General features: G+C 52.6%; 18 protein-coding genes. 13 read left to right on the top strand and 5 right to left on the bottom strand.

Annotated elements, in window-relative coordinates:
• Positions 1–27: 27 nt before the first annotated feature.
• Genes ACTRXD_RS15780 through ACTRXD_RS15790 form a run of 3 tightly spaced genes read right to left on the bottom strand, consistent with a single transcriptional unit; the run spans position 28 to position 4,808 of the window.
• The gene (locus ACTRXD_RS15780; RefSeq protein ID WP_442432736.1) at positions 28–1,236 is read right to left on the bottom strand and encodes an osmoprotectant NAGGN system M42 family peptidase; all 1,209 of its coding nucleotides are present in this window, start codon (positions 1,234–1,236) and stop codon (positions 28–30) included.
• A gap of 25 nt (positions 1,237–1,261) precedes the next feature.
• Positions 1,262–3,022, bottom strand: a complete 1,761-nt coding sequence (gene ngg / locus ACTRXD_RS15785) for an N-acetylglutaminylglutamine synthetase (protein ID WP_442432737.1) — start codon at positions 3,020–3,022, stop codon at positions 1,262–1,264.
• A 13-nt stretch (positions 3,023–3,035) separates the two neighbouring features.
• A complete protein-coding gene (locus tag ACTRXD_RS15790) occupies positions 3,036–4,808 on the bottom strand; it encodes an N-acetylglutaminylglutamine amidotransferase (RefSeq protein WP_442432738.1) in 1,773 nt (590 codons plus the stop codon).
• 854 nt (positions 4,809–5,662) lie between these two features.
• On the opposite strand from ACTRXD_RS15790, the gene ACTRXD_RS15795 reads away from it, so the two are divergent.
• The 12 genes from ACTRXD_RS15795 to ACTRXD_RS15850 all read left to right on the top strand — a co-directional run bounded on the left by ACTRXD_RS15795 (position 5,663) and on the right by ACTRXD_RS15850 (position 13,632).
• Positions 5,663–6,067, top strand: coding sequence for a RidA family protein (locus ACTRXD_RS15795; protein WP_442432739.1), 405 nt, complete (start codon positions 5,663–5,665; stop codon positions 6,065–6,067).
• 376 nt (positions 6,068–6,443) lie between these two features.
• Positions 6,444–6,686, top strand: coding sequence for a VOC family protein (locus ACTRXD_RS15800; RefSeq protein ID WP_442432740.1), 243 nt, complete (start codon positions 6,444–6,446; stop codon positions 6,684–6,686).
• Between the two features lie 105 nt (positions 6,687–6,791).
• The gene (locus ACTRXD_RS15805) at positions 6,792–7,241 is read left to right on the top strand and encodes an OsmC family protein (protein WP_442432741.1); all 450 of its coding nucleotides are present in this window, start codon (positions 6,792–6,794) and stop codon (positions 7,239–7,241) included.
• Between the two features lie 110 nt (positions 7,242–7,351).
• Positions 7,352–8,611, top strand: a complete 1,260-nt coding sequence (locus tag ACTRXD_RS15810) for an RNA polymerase sigma factor (protein WP_442432742.1) — start codon at positions 7,352–7,354, stop codon at positions 8,609–8,611.
• A gap of 249 nt (positions 8,612–8,860) precedes the next feature.
• The gene (locus ACTRXD_RS15815) at positions 8,861–9,223 is read left to right on the top strand and encodes a YciI family protein (protein WP_442432777.1); all 363 of its coding nucleotides are present in this window, start codon (positions 8,861–8,863) and stop codon (positions 9,221–9,223) included.
• A 77-nt stretch (positions 9,224–9,300) separates the two neighbouring features.
• The gene (locus ACTRXD_RS15820) at positions 9,301–9,672 is read left to right on the top strand and encodes a YciI family protein (RefSeq protein WP_442432743.1); all 372 of its coding nucleotides are present in this window, start codon (positions 9,301–9,303) and stop codon (positions 9,670–9,672) included.
• Between the two features lie 197 nt (positions 9,673–9,869).
• The gene (locus tag ACTRXD_RS15825) at positions 9,870–10,295 is read left to right on the top strand and encodes a YciI family protein (protein ID WP_442432744.1); all 426 of its coding nucleotides are present in this window, start codon (positions 9,870–9,872) and stop codon (positions 10,293–10,295) included.
• 79 nt (positions 10,296–10,374) lie between these two features.
• A complete protein-coding gene (locus ACTRXD_RS15830; protein ID WP_442432745.1) occupies positions 10,375–10,974 on the top strand; it encodes a DUF1579 domain-containing protein in 600 nt (199 codons plus the stop codon).
• A 124-nt stretch (positions 10,975–11,098) separates the two neighbouring features.
• A complete protein-coding gene (locus ACTRXD_RS15835; protein ID WP_442432746.1) occupies positions 11,099–11,455 on the top strand; it encodes a YciI family protein in 357 nt (118 codons plus the stop codon).
• A gap of 89 nt (positions 11,456–11,544) precedes the next feature.
• Positions 11,545–12,027, top strand: a complete 483-nt coding sequence (locus ACTRXD_RS15840) for a VOC family protein (RefSeq protein WP_442432778.1) — start codon at positions 11,545–11,547, stop codon at positions 12,025–12,027.
• Between the two features lie 118 nt (positions 12,028–12,145).
• Positions 12,146–13,333 (top strand): WD40/YVTN/BNR-like repeat-containing protein, encoded by a 1,188-nt coding sequence (locus ACTRXD_RS15845; RefSeq protein WP_442432747.1) that lies wholly within the window; start codon positions 12,146–12,148, stop codon positions 13,331–13,333.
• Positions 13,330–13,632, top strand: a complete 303-nt coding sequence (locus ACTRXD_RS15850) for a MoaD/ThiS family protein (protein WP_442432748.1) — start codon at positions 13,330–13,332, stop codon at positions 13,630–13,632. The genes ACTRXD_RS15845 and ACTRXD_RS15850 overlap by 4 nt, the downstream gene beginning before the upstream one ends.
• Positions 13,633–13,698: 66 nt before the next feature.
• Here ACTRXD_RS15850 and ACTRXD_RS15855 read toward each other — a convergent pair whose 3' ends face one another.
• A complete protein-coding gene (locus ACTRXD_RS15855) occupies positions 13,699–14,448 on the bottom strand; it encodes a 2OG-Fe(II) oxygenase (protein ID WP_442432749.1) in 750 nt (249 codons plus the stop codon).
• Entirely contained in the window at positions 14,445–15,524 is a 1,080-nt protein-coding gene (gene ada, locus ACTRXD_RS15860; protein WP_442432750.1) for a bifunctional DNA-binding transcriptional regulator/O6-methylguanine-DNA methyltransferase Ada, read from the bottom strand. The genes ACTRXD_RS15855 and ada overlap by 4 nt, the downstream gene beginning before the upstream one ends.
• Positions 15,525–15,801: 277 nt before the next feature.
• Between ada and ACTRXD_RS15865 the strand changes: the two genes are divergently transcribed.
• Positions 15,802–16,245 (top strand): hemerythrin domain-containing protein, encoded by a 444-nt coding sequence (locus ACTRXD_RS15865; protein ID WP_442432751.1) that lies wholly within the window; start codon positions 15,802–15,804, stop codon positions 16,243–16,245.
• Positions 16,246–16,341 lie beyond the last annotated feature (96 nt).

The following is a 16,341-nucleotide window of genomic DNA, read 5'->3' on the forward strand; positions in this document are numbered from 1 at the left end:
CTGTCGTCTATCCTTAGCGGAGGAGCGCTATGGATCATCTTGGGGTTCACCATGGCGTCGGACCATGTCCTCGAGGGTGTGGGGGAAAGACGTTTCTTCAATCGGTTGAGTAGGAAAATTATTATCGGACCCTAACGTATCGCGATCTCTCCAAAACACCGGTTCATTTTGCATATACACGACCAATAACTTCGCAATGGCCTCGAGTCCACTCAGATGAGTCCGCTCATAGCCATGAGAAGAATCGACCCCAAATGTGAGAAGGGCGGTCCGAATGTCGTTCCCGGCCTCTACCGCCGACGCACTATCACTTCGGTAGTCGCAAAAAATGTCGCGCTGAAACGGAATGTCATGTTCCACGCATAAGGCAATGAGCCGCCTGACCAGGTGATAATCAAAAGGCCCGGCTGAATCGGCCATGGCAATCGTCGCACCAAATTCGCTCGAGGCTTGAAAGGGCGCGGGAGTGCCGTTATCAATTGTGATCATTTCTGCCACATCACCATGCAAGACCGCCGAGGCCCCTGACCCAACCTCTTCGGAAATTGTAAACAGTAAATGGCAATCCACAGGAAGTGTGGCCCCTGACTCAAGAATGGATTTGGCAGCAGCCAGGATGGTGGCCACTCCCGCTTTATCGTCCAAATGCCGGGAGTTGATAAACCCATTGGGACCGATTTCAGGCGCGGGGTCAATGGCAATGAAATCACCAATATGAATCCCGAGGCCCTGGAGATCCTGCTCGGTCGATAAGGGTTGGATACGTCCCTTGACATCCGTCACAGTTTCATCGAGTCGAATTTCCAGATTCTTCCACGACACCGGTTGCGTATTGATTTCGTCACCATAGGTGTGCCCGGAAGCTTTCAGGGGCAGGATGGTGCCACGATGCATACTGGTATCCGAAAAGACGGTCACACGGGCACCCTCGGCAAATCGGCTGGACCAGGTTCCGATTGGCACAATGTCCAGCCGGCCGTTGGTTTTGAGCCATTTGACCAGAGCCCCCAGCGTATCCAGATGAGCCACAATGGCTCGATCGGGCGTACTGACTTTTCCCGCCATGGTGGCTCGAATGGCTCCGCGCCGCGTGAGTTCGAAGGGAATCCCTAATTGTTTCAGTTCACCCGACACCGCATGGACAATTTGATCGGTATAGCCGGTCGGACTCGGAATCGCCAATAGTTTTTGGAGAATATGAAGGAGGTACTGAGTGTCAATTTTTGAATCGATCATACAATCCCTTGTCACCCCATAAAGGCTACTTCAGTTTTGTGGGCGTTTTGGTTTGAGGAAACAACAGGTCAATAAATCGTTCCGCCGTCGGTTGCGGTTCATGATTGGCGAGACCGGGTCGCTCATTGGCTTCAATAATGACATAGTGAGGCTTGGAAACCGTCGTGACGATAAAATCGAATCCCACCACCGGAATAGCGAGCGCCTTGGCACCAACCACCGCCGCAGTGGCTAAATCAGGATGAAGTTTTCCTGTCACGTCATGAATCGTTCCTCCGGTATGCAAATTGGCCGTTTTACGCACCGTGATGGTTTTGCCTTTGGGCAAAACCTCTGTGAGTGTATAGCCGCCTTCCTTGATACACCGCCTGGTTTCTCCGTCCAGAGGAATACGACTCTCACCGCCGGTCAATCGTGCCCGTCGCTGACTCTGCCGATCAATCAATTCGGCAATCGTATGATGTCCTGTCCCCGTGATCCGAGGTGGTCGTCGAACGGCAGCGGCAACCACTTCATAATTGATCAACACAATGCGTAAATCCTCGCCCTTCACATATTGTTCCAGAATAACGTGACCACCATATTTGCCGGCAAGGGTAATGGCGGACTCCATTTCCTTGGCCCTACGCACATCCACACTCACACCAGTTCCCTGTTCCCCCGTGGCCGGCTTGACAACAATGGATCGATACTGGTCAAGAAATTCGCTATTGCGTTTCCGCCCATCGGCTACCATCTGAGCGGGAACGGATAAGCCGGCTTCTTTCAATACGCGCCGGGTGAGCGTCTTATCCGCACAACGGCTCATCGCAATCGCGGAGGTCAATTCGGACAACGATTCCCGACAGGTAATGGACCGGCCCCCAAACGTCAAGCGGAAGTAGGCATTCTCGGCATCCAGCACATCCACGTCGATGCTTCGGCGTCTGGCCTCATTGACAATAATGGTGGCATAGGGGTTGAGTCGCTGATCCGGTGAGGGGCCGGCAAACAATTTTTCATTAATGGTATTTCGCGTTTTCACCGCAAACACAGGAATTCGTCCAAATCCCAGTTTCCGATACAGCGCAATGGCTTCATAGTTGTCATGCAGCACCGAGAGATCCACATAGTTGCACCCCCTGGCCTTCATCCGTTCGGCCGCATGACGAATCAACGCTTCCCCCACTCCGGGATAGTGAGTTTGAGGGTCAACAGCCAGACTCCAGATGCTACTGCCTTTTTCGGGGTCGTCAAAAATCAGGCGATGATTCACAGCTAAGATGACGCCGATCACTTCATTCGTGGCCTGGTCTTTCGCGAGAAAATAGCAGAGTTTTTTGGAACGGCGATTCCTCATAAGGAGATCGCTGTCGGCCGTAACCATGCCCCGTGCCGCATAGATCCGATTCAAAGCCGTGACATCGGCCTCCGACTGGATAGGAGTGATCACCATGCCTGATTTTTGATTGGCAACGGATTGATAATCACTCAACCACAATCGAAATGTATGGGATGGATCCAGAAACAGCTTGTGGGGGCGCAGGGCCAGGACTACATGAGGATCCCGTAAATAAAAGGCAATATCCCGGTGCCCGGGGCGTTCCTGCATCAGCGTGGAAGCCACCTCTTCGGGCCCTGTAAAAGTGTGGGCAAAAATGAGCCGCCCCCAGCCGCAATCCAGGATTACTTTTGGCTTCACTCGCCGGCCCTGGTAGGTCGCCGGCCCAACTTCCCAGTTTTTGACCGTCGGCCCGATCGGTCGTTGGCGGGGGCTCGTCATGTGGAGAGCTTGCGTGGCCTTCAAAACATCGCGATCCTTAGATGCCATGGGACTGAAGCCACAGTTCCAATACCCCAAGCTGCCAAAGCTTTGACCCACGTAAAGGCGTAAGATGGTCATCCGGATTCTTTAGCAATTCATCAATATAGTCCCGCTGAAAGATCTCGCGGTTCTGACTGGTCTGTGACAAAAGCGCCTCTTTCACCATGCCCAGATAAGGGCCCCGCAGATATTTCAAGGCAGGGACGGGGAAGTACCCTTTGGGCCGGTCAATGACCTCTGAAGAGATCACCCGGCGGGCAACTTCTTTGAGGATACCTTTCCCCCCTTGCGCAATTTTCATTTCCGCCGGCACTCGTGCCGCTAATTCGACGACTTCATGATCTAAGAACGGCACTCGCGCTTCCAGGCTCCATGCCATCGTCATGTTGTCGACACGCTTGACCGGATCGTCGACTAACATAATGGTCGTATCGAGCCGTAGAGCCTTATCAATCGGTCGAGAAGCGCCCGGTTCGGAAAAATGCGTCTCCACAAAACGCTGACTATGATCGTCTCCGTGAAACCGTGGATGTATGACTCGAAGAAATTCTTTCTGTTCGCGATCGAAAAACACCCGGCGATATTCATCAACCGGATGTTGACTGTTCAACAGTGGAGGATACCAGTGATAACCGGCGAAAATTTCATCGGCTCCCTGTCCGCTTTGGACCACTGTGACATGCTTGGACACTTCTTTGGAGAGTAGATAAAACCCGATGGCATCGTGACTGACCATTGGCTCAGCCATGGCATGAATGCAACCCGGCAGGTTAGGCAGAACGTGCGTCGTATCAACGGGCAGCTTGTGGTGACGGGTGGAAAATTCGTTGGCAATGATATCGGAGTAAAAGAATTCGTCCCCCTTTTCCTCTCCCACCGTTTCAAACCCAATGGAAAAGGTATTCAGGCCTGTGGCGCCTTCAGCCGCTAGCAGGCCCACGATAAGGCTCGAATCCAGCCCACCGGACAAGAGGACCCCGACGGGCACATCCGCAATCAACCGTCGGCGGACAGCCAAACGCAGGACTTCATATAGCCGGTCTTGCCAGTCCCGTTCCTTCCATCCCCTTTCATCATCACGCGGTTCGAAAGAGAGTTGCCAATAGTGATGATGTCGCCGTGCTCCTGTTGGCTCGATGACCATCATGGTGCCGGGCGCTAATTTTCGAATGCCTTTCAGCAAGGTATGAGGGGCAGGAACTACGGCGTGAAACATGAAATAGTGATGAAGAGCCACGGGATCCAACTCCGTGGATACGTTTCCCCCCGCTAAGAGAGCCGGTAAGGTCGATGCGAATCGAAACTGCTGAGATGTCTCAGTAAAATAGAGCGGTTTAATTCCCAATCGATCACGCGCCAGCACAACCCGCTCTGAATCTCTTTCCCAAATGGCAAACGCAAACATCCCATTTAAGCGGTGAATAAAGCCTTCTCCCCACGCATGGTAGGCCTTGAGAATGACTTCCGTATCTCCCTGGGAAAAAAAGGTATAGCCTTTCCCTTCCAGCTCATGTCGCAATTCCTTGTAGTTGTATATCGCCCCATTAAACACAACACCAAGCCCTAAGGTGGAATCCACCATGGGTTGCTGGGACGCCTGGGTCAAGTCAATGACTTTGAGGCGTCGATGCCCGAATCCCAATCGCCCTTGTACGTACAACCCCACGCCATCAGGGCCACGACTGCCCATTGTCGCATTCATGGCCATCAAGTCTTTCGGGTCCACAGGACACCCGGAGAAATTTATCTGTCCAAGAATTCCGCACATCTGCTCATCAACCTGTTTATCATCTTGAAATGCTTTTATCCCACATGTGATTGTTGACGATCACACACAAATACGAGCATCCCCGGCTCATCCCCTTTGAAGAGGAAATCTTCACCAGGGATAATCTTTTTAAAAATTGGCCCATTGTAGACGGGAATAATGTCCAGAGGATAGGAAAACTTACCCTAATAATTAATCTCGGCTTTGTCAAACAAATCCAATGGACATGCACGCACCAGAGGACTGAAAATACTCTATGCGAAAGAGATCTTCTACGTGATATTTTCAATCATTTAAGGGAGCATATTTGCGAGGCTCCAGGTTTCAAAATTTTTCGATGTTCAATGTAGCGAAGCAGGAGACAGGAGGAGGGCTCAGCCAGAGTGACGGAGATCGCTCCCGGTCACTATTCAATTTCGATCTATGTTCCGGAAATCAATCTCCGATTCAATCATTTTCTGATGAGGGACGAAAAACCACTTCCTGCACGGTCTCGCAGATCAACAACCCAAACAGTTGGCCCTTATGCATGGATCCGCATTTGTGGGAGACAGTGAACAGGCACTGCGGAACCTGGTAGAGACTATGCGAGAGGTGTTGGGTCAATGAGCCAAGAGTGACCCTCAACAACGACTCACAGACCTCTCGATCTTGGACGTGTCGAGGGATAATCAGGTCGGTTTAGAAAATCTGGATCTGCCTTCAAGAGTGAGACGATTCGACGCACCGATACCAGGCCAAATGGATAGCCTCCGATTAGATATACTGAATCATCTTCGTGTGTCATGAATGGGCAATCGCAGCGCCAAGACGTTTTTTGAGGTCTTTTTCGACAGCAATAAGGAGGTGGTACGATGAACATCACACAAATCCGGATCGATCCCGATCCCTACGAGCCCTATCGTCTTTCACAGGGGTATCGGGTCGGGGATCTGCTCTTTATCTCAGGTCAGACTGCCATCGATAAGAGCGGTCGAATCGTTGGCGCAGGCAACTTTGATGTCCAGGCCAAACAAACTTTTGACAATCTCGAGCGGGTACTGCATGCGGGAGGATCAGGCCTACGGAACGTCATCAAGGTGACGATCTTCCTGACCGACATGACCCATTTCGATAAAATCGTTGAACTTCGCGGTCAACGGTTTACGGCTCCATATCCGGCAGACACCATCGTGGAAGTCCGCTCACTCTATTCTCCAGACGCGATGATTGAGATTGAAGCCATTGCCGTTGCCGACTCTGCGGCTGAGCGGAAGTAAGAGTCATTCGGGTAAAATACACTATGAATGCATTCTTGAAAACAGAGCCGGCGGCCCGCTTGGTAGAATCCGACCAGCTTCCCATGGAACTTCCAGGCACCGGTACAATGAAAATATTGTCTGGCGGACATTTTCTTCAGACGAACGGCCTCATATTTGGATGCACACATTACACATCAATAATAGTGGGCGAATGAGGGGAAATACCCGAGTACGGAAAACAGCGGGAATTACTGCGAAATGAAGGGTATAGGTTGATGCGACGCTGTTTTGATCATGTTGACCTTCGCGTACGGAACCTCGCCGAGGCTAAACTGGTTATGAAATACTTTTCCCGGCGCTCGGGTTCACGCAAGGGACCGGCATTGAGGGGTGGGTGACGTATGAGGCGGCCGGAACGGATGGGGCTACCGAATTTTTCGGGGTGACGGAATCGCCACAACACGTTCCCAATGAAAATCGGATCGCGTTTTGGGCCGACGGCATCCGCAAGGTCGATCAGCTGGCTGCGATTGCCATCCAGACTGGCGCGCGAAATGTCGAAGGGCCGGTTTACGAAGACCATGGCTATTATGCTGTTTTCTTTGAAGATCCCAGCGGCAATCGCCTGGAAATCTAATACCGCGAATGCGCATAAGTTCCCGGATGCGTTTGCGATCGTCCGCGCACAGGTAAGTTCGCTTCATCAAGCTAAGATTGTCACGTTTTCGAAAGGAGTTGATCAATGTCTGAGCATAAGATCACACTGGAATGGAAGAGGGAATCAGAGGACTTTTCGTACGAGTCGTATACTCGAGACCACGAGTTGGTCTTTGAAGGTGGTGTTCGCGTTCCTGCATCCGCCGCACCGGCCTATCGGGGGAATCCCGCTTATGTCAATCCTGAGGAAGCCTTCGTGGCGGCCTTGTCGAGCTGTCATATGCTGACTTTCCTGGCGATGGCAGCCAAGAAACGGTTCGTTGTGGATCGCTATAGTGATCATGCTGTTGGATTGTTGGAAAAAAATCAGAGCAAAAAGCTGGCGATTACACGTGTCACCTTACATCCTCGAGTGATATTCGGGGGGCCGACTCTACCGACCCAGGAACAGATACACGCTCTCCATGAGCACGCTCACAGCGAATGTTTTATTGCCAATTCGGTGACAACAGAGGTCACGGTTGAAGCAGAATAACGGACAACATCCTCTCTCATCACCCCTCAGCAGCGTCGATCGCTACCCCGAACGCGCGCGCCATACCTCGGTGGTCTTTCCGTGCCTCTCAACGTGAGGCCCTCTCCATCATGAGTGACAGACCGGCCAAACAGGTGCGGGAGGTGGTGGAAGAAGTCTACCGCACTGACTCGCGTCGGATTCTCGCGACATTAATCCGCCTGCTCGGCGACTTTGATGCGGCTGAAGAAGCGTTGCACGAGGCGTTTGCAGTCGCAGTCGAACAATGGACCAGGGATGGGATCCCGGACAATCCGCGAGCCTGGCTCGTGTCGACCGGCCGTTTCAAAGCCATCGATGGGATGCGGCGACGGACCAGGTTTGATGCCTCGCTCGCAGAACTCGCCACGCAGTTGGAAACCCGCATTAATGATGCTCAAGAAAATCCGGATGAAAGTATCGACGACGACCGGCTGCGTCTGATCTTTACCTGTTGCCACCCGGCTCTTTCATCAGAAGCTCAGGTGGCGATGACACTCCGGGAGGTTTGTGGCCTGAGGACGGAAGAAATCGCGAAAGCCTTTCTCACATCCCCGCCCACAGTGGCTCAGCGGATCGTTCGCGCCAAGGCGAAGATTCGAAAAGCACGCATACCCTATGAGGTGCCTTCTGAAACCGCATTACCCGACCGTCTGGATGCGGTGCTGCGGGTGATTTACCTCGTGTTTAACGAAGGATACTCTGCCTCTTCGGGGGAATCTCTCACACGCCGTGACCTCTCGGCAGAGGCTATTCGACTGGGACGATTATTGATGGAATTATTACCGGACGCGGAAGCGATGGGACTTTTGGCCTTAATGCTGCTCCATGACTCCCGCCGCGCCGCACGCATCTCCCGGACGGGAGATCTCATTCTGCTTGAGGACCAGGATCGTTCGTTGTGGAACCGGGATCAGATCGCGGAGGGGGTTGCCCTGGTAGGAAAGGCGTTTGCTTCACGCCAGATCGGCCCTTATACCATCCAGGCCGCGATTTCCGGATTCCATTCCCAAGCCACACATCCCACAGCCACGGACTGGCCTCAAATCGTGTCACTCTACGATCTGTTGATGCAGGCGTCTCCTTCCCCTGTGGTGGAACTGAATCGCGCTGTCGCTGTGGCCATGCGTGACGGTCCCCTGGCAGGTCTTGCCCTCATCGACGCAATTTTCGCACGGGGGGATCTCACGAATTATTACCTGGCACATTCGGCGAAGGCGGAGCTCTGCCGGCGATTGGGCCGAATTGCAGAAGCCAAGGCCGCATACAAACAGGCTCTCGGCCTCACTCAGCAGAAGCCCGAACGGCGATTTCTTGAACAACGGCTGGCCGGGTTGCAGGATCGCAAGTAATCCCCCTCCCTATCTGTACCAATAGGTACAACCGGAGTTTTTCCGATTTTTCGTGACCGGATCAATGGGCACCCCCAATATCTTGTTGGGAACATTGGGAAGATCTCAATTCCTAGCGTGCACATGGCGCCGCCGGAATTCATCATGACCGTTGTCGAATTTGATCCCCCCGAACGACTAACTGATAACACAACCAATTCATCACCTATCCGGAGGTCGGCAGCCATGAAATTTCTTCTCTTTTGTTGCATGGAAGAAAAAAAGTGGGACTCCCTATCAAAGAGCGAGGGGGATAATCTTATGCAGGCAACCATGGTTTATTGCGAGGAACTGCGCCAGAACGGCCAACTCCTTTTGGCCAACCCCCTCGAACCGGTCGAGATGGCCATGACCGTGCGGGTCCGCAACGGCGGAGTGTCTCTCACCGATGGCCCTTTCGCCGAAACGAAGGAACAGATCGGCGGATTCTTTCTGATCGAGGCCAGAGACATCAACCAGGCTGTTCAGATCGCTTCCAAGTTTCCATCAGTGCAACTCGGGAGTATGGAGGTTCGGCCGGTGAGGGACCTGCTTGGGCAAGGGATAGAAGCGGAATCTTGGCACCATGCATAGATTTTTATGAGGAAAAATGAGATCGGAAAAAATCGATAGGGTCGTTCCTCGCATAACCACCTGATAGAGGCATACACATGAAATATTTATTGTTGGTACACCATGACGAAAACGCATTCAGCAAAATGAGTGAGGCCATCCGCAAGGAGATGCTTGAGGAATCCGTGCAACTCACACACCAGCTCCACACCAAGCGACAGTATCTAAGTGCGTCGCCGCTTCATCCGGCGTCGACGGCTGTCATCGTTCGTGTGCGTAAAGGCAAGCCATTGGTGACTGACGGTCCATTCGTAGAAACACGCGAGCAACTGGCCGGATTTTTTTTGATCAATGCCAATGACCTTGATGAAGCTGTCCGTATCGCATTGCGGGTTCCAGGAGCACGCATTGGCACCGTCGAGGTGCGACCGTTGATCGAGATCTCCGGCCTGCCGACTGAGGAATGTTAATGATCAGGAAAGGCTCCCCTTCAATTCTGTCCAAGATGTCTTGTGGCTCAATGATCAGAAACACATGGTGGCAGAGCTGCAACTACAGGGTTTTTTCATATGTCGATTTCGCCAGCCCCCGTTCGACAAATAAATAGAATACGGATAAGGCTATTTTTTAATTCAGTTCAATGTACTAAAGCCAAGGAGGTTGGGTGATGCGATTTATGATTATTGTTAAGGCAACCAAGGACTCAGAAGCCGGCGTGATGCCGAGCGAGCAACTTCTTACTGAGATGGGCAAATTCAACGAAAAACTGATAAACGCCGGCGTCATGCTGGCAGGAGATGGGCTCCACCCGAGTTCAAAAGGCGCGCGGGTGCAGTTTTCAGGAAACAAGCGAACAGTGATCGACGGACCCTTTGCCGAGACCAAGGAACTGATCGCCGGCTATTGGGTCTGGCAGGTGAATTCGAAAGAAGAGGCAATCGATTGGGTCAAGCGCTGTCCGAATCCTGCAGGTGACGACAAAGAAGGCGAGATTGAGATTCGCCAACTCTTCGAGGCGGAGGATTTCGGACCGGAGTTCACGCCTGAGCTGAGGGAGCAAGAGGAGCACCTACGCAAAAAATTATCTTCATAAAAGTAACCTGTGGACAATCACTCACAGCATGACATGCTTATCTCAACCGTGTTCATTATCAAACGACAAGGAGGCATCTATGCGTTTTACAACCTTCACATTCGCTTGTCTCTGTATGGTCCTGACGGCAATTCCAGTGATCGCTACAGACAAGGACAAAGAAAAGGCGATGGACCCACAAGCCATGATGGAGATGTACAAGAAGCTGGCAGCTCCCGGGGAACCGCACAAGTTGTTTGCCGGCCTTGCCGGGAGCTGGACGACCAAATCCAAAGAATGGATGGAACCGGGCAAGCCTCCCACAGAATCGACCGGGACCGCAGAAATGAAAATGTTACTGGACGGACGCTATCTCTACCAAGCCTACACTGGTCAAATGATGGGACAACCATTCTCAGGGATTGGCATCGACGCCTACGACAACATCACCAAGAAATATGTCACGGCCTGGATGGATACGATGGGGACGGGGATTTTCATCATGGAAGGGACGGCGAGCGACGATGGTAAGACCATTACGCTGAATGGATCCCATCCTGAGCCGGGCGGTGGACAGATGTCGCATCGGGCGGTCTGGAAAATTATCGACCAAAACACCCAGACGTTTGATATGTTTGGGACTCATCACGGCGGCAAAGAAATGAAGATCATCAAGATCACCTATACCAGAAAGCAGTAGAGGAACACATGGCGGGACGAAAAAACTTTCCGTTGCGATCTGTCGCATCGGTCGCCCTTTTGCCTGGCAAGACTTAGGACTCATTTGAGCATTACCATTCATTCGTTCTAGTGGAGGCATTCATATGAAATACATGCTGTTGATATACGGAACCGATCAGGCATGGGACGAGGCCGGACGTGAAAAGTGTTACAAAGAATCTACGGACCTTGCACACCGGCTCAAAGCTGAAGGGAATTATCTTGCGGCCGCTCCTCTGCATCCTGTCACTATGGCGACCAGCATCCGGATACGAGACGGCAAACGGCTCATCACCGATGGTCCGTTTGCTGAAACACGAGAACAACTGGGCGGCTACTTTCTTATCGAAGCCAAGAATCTGGATGAGGCAATGGACATCGCCGCACAAATCCCGGGGGCCCGGGTGGGCACGGTCGAAATCCGACCGGTTTTAGAGATCGGAGGTTTGCCAACGGAATAGGGACATGCCGGTAAGAGTACAATGACATCCGGGAGGTCGCAAAGTTGACAAACAGATCATATTCACGCTGAGCGAAGGCGCAAAACATGATGCAGAAAATTACCCCGTGTTTGTGGTTCGATCACCAGGCTGAAGAGGCGGTGAATTTTTATGTGTCGATTTTCAAAAACTCTCAGGTCGGACATGTGACCCGCTATGGCGATGAAGGCGCAAAGATGTCCGGACGGCCCAAGGGATCGGTGATGACCGTGACATTCGAACTTGACGGGCAGGAATTTATGGCGTTAAACGGCGGGCCGCATTTCACGTTCACGGAAGCGGTATCATTTATTATCAATTGCGGGTCCCAGGGAGAGGTAGACGAGCTATGGGAGAAACTCTCAGAAGGTGGCGAAAAAGGACCATGCGGTTGGGTGAAAGACCGGTATGGTCTGTCATGGCAAATTGTTCCCACTGTGCTGAGCGAAATGATGCAAGACCCGGATCCGGAGAAAACAAATAGAGTCATGGGTGCTATCGGGCAAATGAAGAAGCTCAACATCAAACGCCTACAGGAGGTTTACGAACAATAGTAGGTCACGACGCCTCGATCACAACGGTTAGCACGATTAATTTATGGACGGAATAGGCTCTCATTAGTAGTGAAAACTTTATACGGTGATTGCTCTAATTTTCAGAAAGGAGTGAGGTATGAGTGGAGTACGAGTGCTTGTTGGAACACGCAAAGGTGCGTTCGTGCTGACGTCGGATGGCACACGCAAGAAGTGGGACGTTCATGGTCCCCACTTTGGCGGATGGGAGCTGTATCATGTAAAGGGATCTCCAGCCGATCCGAATCGGTTGTATGCATCACAATCGAGCAGCTGGTTCGGGCAAATCATTCAACGCTCGGATGATGGCGGCAAAACCTGGTTTCAACCGGGGACACCACCCGGCGAACCGACCACGGCCCCGGACGGCACGCCCAAGGGGGAGAGCAACAAGTTCGTGTATGACAGCTCAACGGAAACGGGACAACCTCTCACCACCCATCAATGGTACGATGGCACGCAACACCCCTGGGAGTTCAAGCGTGTCTGGCATCTGGAGCCATCGCTGACCGATCCAGACACGATTTACGCGGGCGTTGAGGATGCGGCCATTTTCCGTTCCACCGATGGCGGACAGACATGGCAGGAGCTTCCCGGCCTGCGCAGCGCTAAAGGACACCTGTGGCAACCCGGTGCCGGGGGAATGTGCCTGCATACCATCCTTCTGGATCCCGGCAATCCGGAAAGGATATTCGTCGCCATTTCGGCAGCCGGCACGTTTCGAACCGAGGACGGAGGCAGGACATGGCAGCCGGTCAACCGCGGACTGAAATCCCCGTATGAACTTCCCGACCCAACCGCAGAAGTCGGCCACTGTGTGCACTGCATCGCCAAACACCCGTCGCGCCCGAATGTGCTCTTCATGCAGAAGCACTGGGATGTGATGCGTAGCGATGACGCAGGCGAGTCATGGCATGAAATCAGTGGAGACTTGCCCTCCGATTTCGGATTCCCCATTGCCGTGCATGCCCATGAGCCGGAGACCATCTATGTGGTACCGATCAAGAGCGACTCTGAGCATTACCCGCCGGGGGGGAAACTGCGCGTCTTCCGCAGTCGAACAGGCGGGAACGAATGGGAAGGGCTGACAAAAGGATTGCCACAACAGGACTGCTACGTCAATATCTTGCGAGACGCCATGGCCGTCGACTCACTCGACCCCTGCGGGATTTATGTCGGCACTACCGGCGGACAGGTATATGCCTCGGCCAATTCGGGAGACAGCTGGATGCCCATTGTCCGGGATCTTCCACCCGTATTATCAGTCGAAGTCCAGGCGTTACCGTGAGCACAATTCGAGTGATTCTTCCGGCCCATTTGCGGACACTTGCACGTATCGACGGTGAGGTGAACCTGGAGATGGAGGGTCCTGCCACCCCACACGCCGTGCTTAACGCGCTCGAAACCCGTTACCCGATGTTGCGGGGAACAATTCGTGACCAGGTGACACAACAACGCCGACCATTTATCAGGTACTTTGCCTGCGGGCAGGATCTGTCCCATGAACCACCGGACGCCCCGTTACCCGACGCGATCACAACCGGAGAAGAACCGTTTCTGATTGTCGGGGCCATGGCCGGCGGCTAAGAACCGGCAAGGATATTCAATGTCCGGGCCAAAGAATCCCGTTTTGGAGGGGATTCTCCATCCGGTTTATTTGGCGTCGTGGAATATAATCCCGACCGTATAGCGTTGCCCTGAGCGAACGCGGCTGACCCCATGCCGGAGGTTCACACGATACCAGCCCCTTCCCCCTCGCACAGGGCGATGATGAACCGCGAAAATCAGACCATCGCCCTGTCGGATCGGTACCACAATCAGCCGGGATTGCATACGTGGCCGCTGCTCGGTCATCACAAATTCACCACCCGTGAAGTCTTTCTGAGGGTCAGATAAAAGAATGGCAAGCTGAAGCGGAAACACGTGTTCGCCGTAGAGGTCCTGATGCAGGCAGTTGTAATCGTCAGTTTCATATTTGAGCATTAATGGTGTTGGCTTATCCTGACCGGAGTGACGACAGCGGGCCAGAAAATCTTCATGCCTCTTTGGAAAGCGAATCTCAATGCCCATGGCCGCATTCCACCGGTTTGCAACCGGCACAAGATGGGGGTATGTCGCATTTCGAAGTTGTTCGATGAGATCAGGAAGCGGATACCGGAAGTACTGATATTCTCCACGGCCAAAATTATGACGGCTCATCACGATGCGGCTACGAAATATCTCAGGGCGGGAATACACCATGGCCAAGTTCTCACACTCTTTCGAAGTGAGGAGCCTCTCGGTCACGGCACTGCCTTCAGCGTCAAGATCGCCTGAGACCTGTCCCCAATCAATCGCGTTGACTCGTTCCAGTATAGTCGCAGGCAACGCGACGGGAGATGTTGACTGCCCGCTCCCATTCATGTGTGTGACTCACGTTCAAGCAACACTCGTTTTCGTTCGATGCCCCAACGATAGCCGGACAGTTCGCCATTCGTGCGCACCACACGATGACAAGGAATCGCCACAGCTATTGCATTGGTGCCGCAGGCCCTGGCGACCGCTCGAATCGCTTTCGGCGCACCGATGCTCGCGGCGAGGTCAGCATAGCTAACCGTCGAGCCGGCGGGAATGTTTTGCAATGCTTTCCAGACCCGTTGTTGAAACGCCGTACCTTGCACATCCAACGGCAGGTCCAGCCCCCGCTCCGGCGCTTCAACAAAACCGATCACTGTGGCAACCAGGTATCCGAAATCCACATCACCCTCGATGAAATGAGCCTGAGGGAACTGCTTCTGCAAATCGCGCGTCAGTTGCTCAGGGTCATCCCCCAGAAGAATCGCACACACACCGCGCTCACTTGTGGCAACGAGGATTGATCCGAGAGAACATTCCCCCACGGCGAATCGGATATCTATCCCGGAACCACCGGCACGATATGAGGAAGGCGTCATACCCAGAACAGCATCGGATGTTTCATAAAATCTTCCGTTAGAATTGAACCCGGCTTCGTAAATAGCCTCCGTCACGGTGCCTTTGTGGTTTAGGTGCGACCTCACCCGTTTTGCCAGATGCGCCGCCGTGTATCCTTTCGGTGTCAATCCCGTTACCGCCTTGAACACCCGATGGAAGTGATACCGGCTTAGTCCTGCATGATTTGATAACTCTTTGAGGCCGGGCACATGATCCGAATTCTCGATGAGCCGGCAAGCTGCTTCGACTTTCTCCGCATATCGTTCTTGTAATCCGGGCTGGTGAGGCGTGCATCGCTTACAGGGACGAAATCCAGCCTTCTCGGCATCTGCCCATGAAGCATGGAACCGGACATTTTCAGGCCGCGGCACGCGAGATGGGCAGGACGGGCGGCAATACACTCCGGTGGTGGTGACGGAATAATAAAAGGTACCGTCGGCTGTTGAGTCACGGGAAACCACGGTTTGCCACCGGGGATCATGGCGCGTTGTAACGGAACATTTTTCCTGGTTTGCTGTATTTCTCATGACCACTACCTGTGACAGACTGCTAAAATTGAAAGCATAATTTACCAGGAAATCTCCCCTCCTGACATGGCTCCTTTTCCGATGCCAATCTTTTATACAAAAGTCGGGGACAGAGTGCACTCCGTTTCTTGCTTTCCAATTCGCAATACCCTGCCCGTTCCAGGGTTCTTACTAGTTCAGTGTGTGAAGGAACAGGATTATTCTTCATCAAACAATCGAAGTGATCATTTTTTTTCAGAGAGTCATCATCGGTCATTGACCGGAAAGGAAGCAGGGAATGGACATTTTTCAAATTTTAAAGAAGGATCACCAAACGGCAAAGGACTTATTTAAAAAATTGGAAACCACCGGTCCACGTGCCACGAAAAGCCGTGAAAAATTATTTTCTCAGTTAAAAGATGACCTTGAAGCTCACTCCCATGGGGAGGAGGCCGTCTTCTATCCTGCCCTCCGAGAAAATGCAGAGATGGTAGACCTGATTAATGAAGCCACGGAAGAGCATGCGGAAGTCGAAAACCTTTTGGAAGACCTTGAGGCGATGGGGACAGAATCCGAGGAATGGAGCTCAAAACTTGCGGAGCTCAAAAAAAGCGTTCTGCACCATGTGAAGGAGGAAGAAGGCGAAATCTTCAAAAAAGCCAAGGAAATCTTGGATAAGGAAGAAATACAGAAGATGGGAAAAGAGTTTCAGGAGGCAAAAAAGCAGGCCGCGGCAGGCTAATCTTTGTCATGGTCAATGCCCAGGGGTGGGGCCTTCAGGTCGGGAGGCTGTTCTTGCATCAGGCAGATCAGCTTTCCGACCGGCTGTATTGGGGTT

It is taken from the genome of Nitrospira sp. T9 (assembly GCF_052156535.1).
Classification (GTDB): domain Bacteria; phylum Nitrospirota; class Nitrospiria; order Nitrospirales; family UBA8639; genus Nitrospira_E.

Excerpts from the sequence above, each read along its gene's own strand:
- ACTRXD_RS15780 (WP_442432736.1), bottom strand. The coding sequence starts at position 1,236 with ATGATCGATTCAAAAATTGACACTCAGTACCTCCTTCATATTCTCCAA.
- ACTRXD_RS15790 (WP_442432738.1), bottom strand. The coding sequence starts at position 4,808 with ATGTGCGGAATTCTTGGACAGATAAATTTCTCCGGGTGTCCTGTGGAC.
- ACTRXD_RS15795 (WP_442432739.1), top strand. The coding sequence starts at position 5,663 with ATGAACATCACACAAATCCGGATCGATCCCGATCCCTACGAGCCCTAT.
- ACTRXD_RS15805 (WP_442432741.1), top strand. The coding sequence starts at position 6,792 with ATGTCTGAGCATAAGATCACACTGGAATGGAAGAGGGAATCAGAGGAC.
- ACTRXD_RS15810 (WP_442432742.1), top strand. The coding sequence starts at position 7,352 with ATGAGTGACAGACCGGCCAAACAGGTGCGGGAGGTGGTGGAAGAAGTC.
- ACTRXD_RS15815 (WP_442432777.1), top strand. The coding sequence starts at position 8,861 with ATGGAAGAAAAAAAGTGGGACTCCCTATCAAAGAGCGAGGGGGATAAT.
- ACTRXD_RS15820 (WP_442432743.1), top strand. The coding sequence starts at position 9,301 with ATGAAATATTTATTGTTGGTACACCATGACGAAAACGCATTCAGCAAA.
- ACTRXD_RS15825 (WP_442432744.1), top strand. The coding sequence starts at position 9,870 with ATGCGATTTATGATTATTGTTAAGGCAACCAAGGACTCAGAAGCCGGC.
- ACTRXD_RS15830 (WP_442432745.1), top strand. The coding sequence starts at position 10,375 with ATGCGTTTTACAACCTTCACATTCGCTTGTCTCTGTATGGTCCTGACG.
- ACTRXD_RS15835 (WP_442432746.1), top strand. The coding sequence starts at position 11,099 with ATGAAATACATGCTGTTGATATACGGAACCGATCAGGCATGGGACGAG.
- ACTRXD_RS15840 (WP_442432778.1), top strand. The coding sequence starts at position 11,545 with ATGCAGAAAATTACCCCGTGTTTGTGGTTCGATCACCAGGCTGAAGAG.
- ACTRXD_RS15845 (WP_442432747.1), top strand. The coding sequence starts at position 12,146 with ATGAGTGGAGTACGAGTGCTTGTTGGAACACGCAAAGGTGCGTTCGTG.
- ACTRXD_RS15855 (WP_442432749.1), bottom strand. The coding sequence starts at position 14,448 with ATGAATGGGAGCGGGCAGTCAACATCTCCCGTCGCGTTGCCTGCGACT.
- ada (WP_442432750.1), bottom strand. The coding sequence starts at position 15,524 with ATGAGAAATACAGCAAACCAGGAAAAATGTTCCGTTACAACGCGCCAT.
- ACTRXD_RS15865 (WP_442432751.1), top strand. The coding sequence starts at position 15,802 with ATGGACATTTTTCAAATTTTAAAGAAGGATCACCAAACGGCAAAGGAC.